The organism is Leptolyngbya sp. UWPOB_LEPTO1 (assembly GCF_017302695.1).
GTDB lineage: Bacteria > Cyanobacteriota > Cyanobacteriia > Leptolyngbyales > Leptolyngbyaceae > Leptolyngbya > Leptolyngbya boryana.
Window position 1 is genome coordinate 139,914 of record NZ_JAFLCJ010000017.1, and the last position, 10,524, is coordinate 150,437.

The following is a 10,524-nucleotide window of genomic DNA, read 5'->3' on the forward strand; positions in this document are numbered from 1 at the left end:
CTCTCATAGTATGAGATATGCAGATTGATTCCTCGACTGATTGTGTTCCTGATCAGGATTTTTAGTCAATTATCTCTGAACTCACCCCAATCTTTTGAGAAACTCCTCATATTCTTTTTGCTCCAACCGAGCTTGGATTTCAGCTTTTGCTTTTCCAACGAGATAGCCTTGAATATGGCTAACCTTCATGTCCCGAAGTGAGCGTAAATCAATTTGGCTGTGTGACTCAATTCCTTCCACAATGACGAAAGAGTTAGAGTTACCAGACTTGATTAACAACTCCCTCACGAAACTAGCAACAAGATTAATAATTGCTTGCGATTTTGTGAGCAAAATCTCTCGGTCAATTTTCACATAGGTTGGATTCAGTCCTACTAATCGAGAAACAGACGCATATCCAACCCCAAAATCATCAATTGCGAACTGAATATCAAAATCATGTACATACCGTTCGATCTCGTGTCGAAACATTGTCCAATGCGGTTCGTAAGGATCGCTTGATTGCGATTTTGGTAATGCGGCTTTTTCAGAAATCTCTAGTGTGAGCTTCCGCCCCGTAATTAGCTTGTCCACCTTAATGATTTTCCGCAACATCTCGCGATACGCAGTTCGCATCAGCGTATCTGGATAAACATTGACAGAAAGACGACGAATATCACTTGGGCGATTTAGCTTTGCTTCTCGGCATTGTAATCGATAAGACTCAGTCGCAGTCCACAGAAAGTGCAAATCGAGTTCAGTTGTAAATCGCGTTCCCCATAACTCAGCAGACTTGAATAAGTCAACTGGAGCAACTAGCAACTCTGCTTTGCGAGGGAGTGGATCTCGCGCTAATGCTTCCCATCCGAAGATATCTAAATCGTCAAGTTGAAGAATTGGCTCAAAATGCACAATCATTTGCTGAAGGCGATCACAAAATAGCCGATACCGTCGATCGTAGAGGTTTGCGGATACAAAGCCAAATGCGTTCTTCAGCCCGTCGAGGATAGCTGCTTCAATCAGTGCGATTGCAACCTCAAGAGGAAATGCTTTAGGCAGAACGGAATGACAGGCTTGGTAGAAGCTTGATAAAGTCTGTCCATAAATATTTCCAAGTAAAGATGGCTCTAATCGAGGTTGGCAAACAACCATCATCTGGGGCAAGGATGTTGTCGTTAGCCAAGATCGAATTGGAATGACTATGAATTGCTGATCTTCTTGAGAAAGGATGATGCCGTGATGGTAGGCACTTGACAGAGCTTGGTATGAGACAGCAGGGAGAACTTTACTTTTTAGGACTTCAAAGTAACTTGCTTGCGAGGCTTCTACATCTGTATCGCTATAAGATACAACAGACCAGTGTTGAAAGGATGCGTCTTCTAATTTCTGCTGCTGTAGCACAAAAACAGTGTCTGCTTTTGAAGCTGCCCGGATTACACTTAAAATCGGATTGATGACCTCTAATGAATGGAGTTGCTGATAATCAAAGAGTTGAGAGATCCATTGATGATCTGATAATCGCTCAATGAGTTCTGTAATGAAGTCTTCAAACGGTTCAAGAAAGCTTTGTAATGGAACTTGAGCTTGAGACAATAGAGAGCCTGTTGGATGACTTAATGAAATTGTGTTCCATTCTCGCGGATGCAATTTTTGAGAATCATCTGCTTCAATCAGAGATTCAGAGCAACGACTAGCAACAATAATGTTGTAAGCTTCATCTTTTACAATATTAATTCTAGGCTTCATCCGAGGTTCTGCTTCTTGCACTTTGCCTTGAGCATACTCGTGTAATTCCCGAATCCGAATTACACCATCTCGATCTTGATCTGCTTCCCCGCTTTCGATTCCTTCGACCAAGAAGCGAGTATAGATTGACAAGTCCTGCGATGGATCACCAAACGAGTATTCCGTCGAACTGGAAGAAGACAGAACAACTCGTCCAGATGCATCTAGACTTCGCAAATTGATCTCTGTAGTCGTAATATCACTTTTCGGAATTCGGTTTGGATCAAACGCGCCACTAAAGCAACAATCTAGAATAATAATCTGCTGTTTCGCACGACTTTGATTCATCGCTTCATAGATATCATAATCGGCGATCGCGCTCGCTTTTCTTAGCTTTCGGTTTTGAACTTTCGTATCGTGCGCGGCGAAGAAAAGTTTTCCATCTTCATCTTTGATTCCGTGTCCAGAATAATAGAGCAAGATTAAGTCGCCCGGTTCGCGCTCTTCAAAACATTCTTCGATCGCGCTGCGAATCTCTTGAGTCGAATAGTTAATCAGAGTATCTGCCCGCAAGAATCCACCTAGTCTGGGATTTAACAAGACTCGCTGCATTGCCTCAATATCTTTTGCAGCAGCAGGTAACGAAGTTAGGTCAGACAGAGGATACTCACTGACTCCAATTAAAAGCGCAATTTTCTTCGCCATGTTCTTTCCAAGGACTCACTGAATTCCGGAGTAGGATAAGGTTTCTATTGATGTGAAGCTAAGAGATCAAAGTTAATTGCATTGATTTGACTGAACTTAAGTTTCCTCAATAAAACTTTGTGCTTGCTGCATAATGTACTCAAACTCTTCTCGGCTACTGGCTTCAATTTCTAGCTTCTGCCCTTTAGCTGTTTCCAGCTTTAACTTAAGTGGCTTATTCCCAAACCGATCCCCAAGGAATTGCAGCAGCTTCTTAGCATTCGCGCTACTGACCTCTACAGTCAACAGCCCAACTAAGAAGCCACCAAGCGACTTACTTCGATTCGGTAGATCAGAATCAGGACAACGTCTGATTCTTGCGGTATCATCGTGCTCTTTAATCTCTCTAAGTAATCGTTGAACAAGTTGATCTTGTTCTTCTGAATCAAGCCTAGAATCAGCGCAATCAATCGTGAATATCAGTGAATTGTGAGCCATTCTTATTTCTGCTACAGGGATGGAATACTGAGATCTCCCATTCATTTCTCCCGTATGTTATAGCAGTGCCAGATATATATCGAACACAATTTGAGAATTTTTTAAGAATAAACACTGAGTAATAATTCTAACTGTCGCTTTCAAATCATTTATGTAATGAGATCGCAATCCGTTGCAATGATCCTGAAAATTGTGCGGGGAATACCATCTTCTCTCTCGTTCGTTAGAGGAGCAGAATCAATTGCGTCTCTAGGATGATCTGATGTTGCGTGAAAAGATTGCTCCTTTCCCGAAGTTTTCTGGACTCACTGCTTCAGTTGCTCCAAGAGTAATCTTTACGCAACAGGATTGCTTCAACCTCATGCAAGGACAATTTCATGGAACGAATTGCCTATTTAGGGCTAGGAACGATGGGTAGTGGTATGGCAGCTAATCTACTCAAAGCAGGATATTCTCTGACTGTTTGGAATCGCAGCCCAGAAGCCGGAAAGGCACTTGTCGAAAAGGGTGCAACTCAAGCAGAAACTCCTGCTCAAGCCGTCCAAGATGCGGATGTAATTTTCTATTGCCTTGCAAATGATCAGGTCGTTGAAGAAGTCGTCTTTGGACAGAATGGGATTTTATCGAATGTACGATCGGGACAAGTCGCGATCGACCAAAGTACCGTGCATCCCAGTACATCTCAGCGTCAAGCCGCAGCTTATGCAGAAAAACAAGTTGAGTTTCTAGATGCTCCAGTGTTTGGGAGTAAAAATGAATCGGCGGCAGGTGGATTGTGGATTGTAGTTGGCGGAAAACGAGCAGTCTTCGATCGTGTGCAGCCGATGCTCAATGCAATGAGCGAATCTGTTCACTACATGGGCGACACAGGCAAAGGCGCATCAATGAAGCTTGTAGGTAATTCGATCGTAGCCACTCAAATCGAAGCCCTTGGCGAAGCACTGGTGCTAGCAACGAAAGCAGGACTAAATCCGAAAGATGTCTTAGACGTGCTACATCGGGTTGATTTTCGTTCTCCGCTGTTTGATGGAATGGGTCAGACCCTCATCGATCGCGATTTCACACCGAGCTTTGCACTCAAACATTTACTCAAAGATGCCAACTTGATTGCTCGATTTGCTCAAGATCTAAACGCTCCAACTCCTGCGGCAGTCGCCGTACGAGAAACCATCAAAGCCGCTGTCAATCAAGGATGGGGCGAAGAAAATGCGTCTGCATTTATCAAAATGCTGGAACTCGAAGCAGATGTAACGATTGCACCTTAAATTGCAGATTTCCATCACTTTTTAACCAATCATTTTTTGGCTAATCACGTTTTAATCAGGAGAAGCTACCATGACTGCTACCGCTCCAAAACCCCCCCCTCAATCGACTGCACCTACTCCCTACACAGGTCTCGATCGCTTATTTATCGGTGGACGCTGGGTACAAGGTCGCTCTGAACACAAAGTTACTTTGATCGATCCTTATCGCAAAACCTCGATCGCTGAATTTCAAGCTGCGAGTGAACAAGACATTCAGGAAGCTTATCAAGCGGCGAAGAAAGCTCAAGTTGAGTGGGCACAGGCATTACCGAGTGAGCGATCACGAGTCATGCAGCGAGCTACCGAAATCATGAAAGCGCGTCAAGAAGAAATTGTCTCTTGGCTGATTCGAGAAGCAGGCAGCCCGCGCAATAAAGCGATGCTCGAATGGCAAGCGGCTTATGCGCTCATGCAGCAAGCGGTTGGAATTCCGTATCAAGCAGAAGGTCATGTGCTACCTGCTGACCTGCCTGGAAAAGAAAGTCGCGTGTATCGTCAACCTGTGGGCGTTGTTGGGGTTGTCAGTCCTTGGGATTTTGCGCTACACCTTGCGAATCGATCGATTGCTCCCGCGCTAGCACTCGGTAATGCAGTTGTGCAAAAGACACCTTCGACCACTCCGATTTCTGGTGGTTTAATCCTTGCCAAAATCTATGAAGAAGCAGGTCTTCCGCCGGGTGTGTTTAGTGTGATTGCTGGAAAAGCTAGTGAGATCGGTGATGTTTTTGTGACGCATCCGATTCCACGAGTGATTACCTTTACAGGTTCAACTAAAGCAGGGCGGCATATTGGACAACTCGCGATGAGTAGCCCAATTATGAAACGAGTGTCACTTGAACTCGGTGGAAGTAGTCCATTTGTTGTCTTAGATGATGCAGACCTAGAGCTTGCTGTGAATGCTGCGGTGTTTGGTAAGTTCTTGAATTCCGGTCAGATTTGTATGAGCATCAATCGCTTTGTGGTTGATCAGCGGGTGCATGATGAATTTGTCGATCGCTTTGTCGATCTAGTTCGCGCTCTTAAACTCGGCGACCCGAATGATCCGGATACTGTGATTGGTCCAATCATTGATCAAGCTCAGCTCGATTCACTGCTAGAGCATATCGAATCGGCTCATCAAGAGGGTGCGCGTCAATTGTTAGGCGGTGAACCAGAAGGATTAGTTCTACCGCCGCATGTCTTTGTTGATGTAAACAATGAAATGCGAGTGGCACGCGAGGAAATGTTTGGACCGATCGCTTCAATTCTGAAAGTACGCGACGAAGCAGAAGCGCTACAGATCGCAAATGCGACTGAATATGGACTATCGAGTGCAGTATTCACTCGTGATGAAGGTCGAGGATTGCGGTTTGCACTGCAAGTCGAAGCAGGCATGACACACATCAATGATCAGACTGTGAATGATTTGCCGAATGCACCGTTTGGCGGTGAGAAAAATAGCGGAATTGGTCGATTTGGAGGCAGTTGGGTGGTTGAAGAATTTACCACTGACCATTGGATCACGGTGCAACATACACCGCGTGTTTATCCTTTCTAGCTAAAGATCGTAGAGGATGCTTTAAAAGTAATTGTTGAGACGCATTTGCCTGCCCCGGAATATTCGGGGCGGAGGCAGGTCACACGTCGGAACCTTTGACGCAAGCTAATTTACCAATCTCTTAAAGCACCCTCTAAGTACGATCAACTAAGATTTTGCCAGTATAGCCTGCGTTATGATAGCGATCGAGAACTGCTTGGATCGCATTTTTAAGCTCAGCATTAGAATCAATTAGAGCTACACAAGCCCCTCCAAATCCTGCACCTGTCAGTCTTGCTCCTAATACGCCTGGGGTCTCCTGCAGGATTGCGACCAGCATATCTAATCCTTCCACCGACACATCATAGTCATCTCGTAAGCTTGCATGAGACGCATTCATCAATTGCCCAAAACGTTGAGCAGATACCCCAAGGCGTGCTTCTAAAACCCGATTATTTTCTGTAATGACATGACGCGCACGTTCTTGGAGCGGACTCGGTAAAGAAGTAATCGCGCTGATATCCTGAACATCTCTCAGCGCTGGAACACCGAGCAATCTTGCTGCTTCCTCACATTCTGACCGACGCTTATTGTATCCACTCCCTGCTAACGTGCGCGGAATCCCACTATCTATCACCAAAAATGTAGATCCTTCTGGAAATGGCAGTAATTCTCGATCGAGTGTTCGCGTGTCAAGAAATAAAAGATGCTCAGAATCAGCTAGACTTGATGCCATCTGATCCATAATGCCGCACTGCACGCCAGCAAAAGTTCGTTCTGCATACTGCCCAAACTGTGCAATCTGAACATCATCGATTTTGAGATTGAGAAGCGATCGTAACGCACGTAGCATCGCCACTTCTAACGCAGCACTACTCGATAAACCAGAACCAATCGGAACAGAAGACGTGACAAAGATATTCAGCGGTGGAATAACTATACCTTGTTCTTCGATCGCACGAATACAGCCGATCACATAGCGACTAAAGCCTTGAGGAATTGGATCACGCGAAGAGAAATTGACTTGCTCTTCTAAATCGTGAGAGTAAATGTGAAATTGATCATCGGAGCTAGTTCCAAGGCAAACCGTAGTATGTTGGGGAATTGCTGTGGGCAGAACAAAGCCGTCATTGTAATCAGTATGTTCGCCGAGTAAATTCACTCGTCCGGGTGCGATCGCTTGCACATCTGGAGCAGCGTTAAAAATTTGCTCAAATGTAAATGTAGTGGCTGTACTCATATCAGTCAAACTAGATTCGTTCTAGAGGCAGAGGACGTTGTTGCTGATGCACTTCGATGCTATTCCAGTTTGGATCAAGGGTGAGATTTTCGAGATGATCATCTTCGTGGAGCAAGAAGGTATCTTCGATTTTTGCTCCTGATAGACTGGGATTCCAAGCCATCGCTGTATTTGCAGCTAAGCGATCGCTTGTAGTCGGAGTTGCAATCACTTCACGGGATAAATACCCAGTTGTTCCACCCTGATGATGTTCACGAATCGCATTTGGATAACCATGCTGTTCGTATGCTTGTTGTAAAGTGAGATAAATCTGATCTAGGGGCGTTTCCACTCGACATTGATTGAGCGCCGCAGCTTCAATTTCTCGAACTTGATGGTGTAAGCTTGCTTCTGTCTCTGAGAGACGATCGAAGTAAACAAAGCGGGTGAGATTGGCATATAGACCGAATCCACGCGCACAAAAGACTAGCATCGCAGCTCGTCCAATTTTTTCTTGTTTGGGAAGCGTATGGCGATATTTTTGCAGACGTTGTTCTCCAGCAGCTAGAGTCAAAGCAGGATGAAGCCCTCTTGCCCAAAGAGCAGCGGCTCCTGCTCCTGCAAGCTGAACTTCTGTCCAATCGGGACGAGCCTGAGTGAGCACTTCGGTCATGGCTTCGCTAGCGAGTTGTCCAACTTGGCGATAGCGCTCGACTTCACTAGGCAACAGTGATCGTTTACGATTCACCAAAGTATTCGGCAGAGATGTTTCTGCTAGGATAGGGCGATCGTTGAGAGTCATCAAGGGTAAATCACTGATGATTCGTCCGCCTTGAGTTGTCTCTCGCACAAAAGCTTCTCGAATATCGATCTCTGTCCAAGGGTTGACGGCGAACTGATAAGCAGATCCAGCAGGGATTTCTTCGTCTTGAAGCCGCTGAGCTTCGATTTCATCTGTCAAAATCCAAGCTCCGTCCAGAGTCACAAGTACTTCAGCAACACCTGTTTCAGCAGCTAGTAAAACCATATTCGAGCCGCCTGCTGTTGCCCAGGAAAACCAATCAATTCCGCGCAAGCGTAGACCAGTTGCATGAGTTTCATACAGCGCTTTACGCATCCAGCTTAGTTTTTGTTCGATCTCCGCATTGCGTTGCTGGCTGAGCGTTGAGGAATGGTTTCTGAGTTGGATCTGCATTGTTATTCTCCCGGTTTTGAGGGTGTTCTCCTGATTTTGAGATACGGATCGCTGTCATTAGCTCTGTTCAAATATCCTCTTAAATCTTTACTCTCTCTTCTAGATGGACTGTCACAGCTTGTAGTTCTTTGACTTTATCTTCGGGAAGGGCATCATTCGCAAACATACCTGCTGCTAGTTCTGTGCCTGCTAGATATTTGAGTCGATCTGAGGTGCGGTAAGGCGGATAGAACTCTGCATGTAAGTGCCATTCAGGATGTGCTTGTCCATCTATCGGCGCTTGATACCACGCCATAAGGTATGGAAGCGATCGCTGCCACAAACCATCAAATTTTAACGTGACCGTTTTGAGCGCTCTTGCTAGCCCCTCACGCTGCTCAGGCGTTAAATCCATCAAGGTTGCAACTGGCTCAATCGGGGCCACCCAAACTTCGTAAGGATAGCGGGCACAGACGGGCACAAACGCGATCGCAACTTCATCCCGATACAAAATTCGTTGATCATCTGCAATTTCTTGCTGAATGAGATCTTGTAATAGTCCGCGCTGGTGGCTTTGATAGTAAGCTTGCTGCTGCTGTCCCATGCGAGATGGAACAGGCGGCACAAAAGGATAAGCATAGATTTGCCCATGCGGGTGATGAAGTGTAACACCAACTTCGACTCCTTTATTCTCAAACGGGAGAACATACTGAATCTGAGGAACTTCGCTCAACACACGAGTGCGATCGCCCCAAACTTGGATGAGCAACTCTAAGTGATCTAATTCCAGCGATGCTAGGGAAGCTTGCGGATCTTGAGTGAAGACAACAACTTCGCAAGCACCATTCGCAGGGAGCGTTTCAACAATTTCATGCGGCGCAGTTGTTGCTGTGACTAGCATCGAAGGAAACCGATTTTCAAACACTGCGACATCATAGTTTCCTTGGGGTAACTCGGTTGGAAATTCAGGATCACGGGTTGGAGCTAGGGGATTGTATTCTGGAGGCGGCATAAAGGTTCGCCCTTGACGGTGGCTTGCATAACAGACCCACTCGCCGCGCAAGGGATGCCATCGCAGATGAGGATTTGCCTGAATCGGCTCAGGGCTTGGGCTAGGAGCAATGATGTTTTCAGCGATCGCATTTCGACTATAAAGGGTCAGTTTGCGACCATCCGGTTTGAGCAAAGTTTGAGAATACATACTCTATTGGCGCGCGAGGGTTTCGATAGACGGGGAAGACATCTCTTCTGATGCTGAAGTTATCTGATCAGGCTGTTGAGCATGTCGCTTTTGATGCCATTGCCACGCATGATTCAGAATACTCCGTAAGTCAGCATATTGAGGCTGCCATTTTAGAATTTGGCGTGCTTTCTCACTGCTCCCAACTAGAATCGGCGGATCGCCTGGACGACGATCGCGTTCTATCACCTGAATCGGTCTTCCTGTTACCTGCCGCGCCGTCTCAATCACTTCCCGCACCGAGAAACCATTGCCATTGCCTAAATTGAATACATTACTATTTCCGCCATCGAGCAAGTATTTTAAGCCTAATACATGCGCTTGAGCTAAATCGCTGACATGAATATAGTCTCGAATGCAAGTTCCGTCAGGAGTGGGATAATCAGTACCCAGAATTGAAATCGATTTTTGCTGCCCTAGTGCAGCGAGCAAGACTAGTGGAATCAGATGCGTTTCAGGATCGTGATCTTCTCCCAATCGTCCATCGGGATCGGCTCCAGAAGCATTGAAATACCGAAAAGCGACTGACTTCAAGCCATAGGCAACATCAAAATCATGCAGGATGCGCTCTACCATCCACTTGGTCATCGCATAGGGACTAATCGGAGCTTGGGGATGCTCCTCAGTAATCGGAACAAACTCTGGAATGCCGTAAAGCGCGCAGGTGGATGAAAAAACAAACTGCTTGATTGATGCTGCCACCATTGCTTCAAGCAGCGTTAATGTACCGACAACGTTGTTGCGATAGTACTTAGCAGGATTGCTGACTGACTCACCAACTGCGATATCGGCTGCAAAGTGCATCACAGCTGATATTGCAGTTTCAGAAAACAAGCGATCGAGTAAAGGACGATCGTTTGTGTCTCCCACAATCAGCTTCACGTTCAATGTTTGTTCGACTAATTTTCGATGTCCATTCGATAAATTATCTAAGACAAGAACGTCGTAGCCTGCTTGCTGCAAGGCTAAAACAGTATGGGAACCAATATAACCAGCTCCACCCGTGACTAAAATGGTTGGGGATGACACAAGAGCCTCCTGAGCGATCGCTCAAATCATATTAACCCGGCAATGATTGAGAGTGCATTGTACTAAGCTGCGTAGGCAATCTTGGGATGCTGAAAGTAGCTTCTGACTCTTGCAGGTAACTTTTGCAGCTTATGAAGATGACTCCGTAACCGCTGA

The 10,524-nt window shown here is 45.8% G+C and carries 8 protein-coding genes; 2 read left to right on the forward strand and 6 right to left on the reverse strand.

The genetic code is table 11. The annotated features are described in order from the left end of the window. Window positions 1-81: 81 nt before the first annotated feature. Entirely contained in the window at window positions 82-2,409 is a 2,328-nt protein-coding gene (locus J0L70_RS23130) for a caspase, EACC1-associated type (protein WP_287456000.1), read from the reverse strand. A gap of 96 nt (window positions 2,410-2,505) precedes the next feature. Continuing rightward, on the reverse strand, window positions 2,506-2,886 hold the full coding sequence (locus tag J0L70_RS23135; protein ID WP_287456001.1) for a PH domain-containing protein: 381 nt from the start codon (window positions 2,884-2,886) through the stop codon (window positions 2,506-2,508). A 347-nt stretch (window positions 2,887-3,233) separates the two neighbouring features. On the opposite strand from J0L70_RS23135, the gene J0L70_RS23140 reads away from it, so the two are divergent. Both J0L70_RS23140 and J0L70_RS23145 read left to right on the forward strand, forming a co-directional pair. Next, a complete protein-coding gene (locus J0L70_RS23140) occupies window positions 3,234-4,151 on the forward strand; it encodes an NAD(P)-dependent oxidoreductase (protein ID WP_263970845.1) in 918 nt (305 codons plus the stop codon). Between the two features lie 70 nt (window positions 4,152-4,221). Further along, a complete protein-coding gene (locus J0L70_RS23145; RefSeq protein ID WP_287456002.1) occupies window positions 4,222-5,727 on the forward strand; it encodes an aldehyde dehydrogenase family protein in 1,506 nt (501 codons plus the stop codon). A 133-nt stretch (window positions 5,728-5,860) separates the two neighbouring features. Here J0L70_RS23145 and galK read toward each other — a convergent pair whose 3' ends face one another. From galK to galE, 4 genes are all read right to left on the reverse strand, one after another. Next, window positions 5,861-6,946: a galactokinase gene (gene galK, locus J0L70_RS23150; RefSeq protein ID WP_287456003.1), complete on the reverse strand. Its 1,086-nt coding sequence runs from the start codon at window positions 6,944-6,946 to the stop codon at window positions 5,861-5,863. A gap of 10 nt (window positions 6,947-6,956) precedes the next feature. Next, window positions 6,957-8,120, reverse strand: a complete 1,164-nt coding sequence (locus J0L70_RS23155) for a M24 family metallopeptidase (RefSeq protein WP_287456005.1) — start codon at window positions 8,118-8,120, stop codon at window positions 6,957-6,959. A 79-nt stretch (window positions 8,121-8,199) separates the two neighbouring features. Then, window positions 8,200-9,300 (reverse strand): galactose-1-phosphate uridylyltransferase, encoded by a 1,101-nt coding sequence (gene galT, locus J0L70_RS23160; RefSeq protein ID WP_287456006.1) that lies wholly within the window; start codon window positions 9,298-9,300, stop codon window positions 8,200-8,202. 3 nt (window positions 9,301-9,303) lie between these two features. Further along, complete coding sequence (gene galE, locus J0L70_RS23165) at window positions 9,304-10,368, reverse strand: UDP-glucose 4-epimerase GalE (protein WP_287456008.1); 1,065 nt, start codon at window positions 10,366-10,368, stop codon at window positions 9,304-9,306. Window positions 10,369-10,524: the final 156 nt, after the last annotated feature.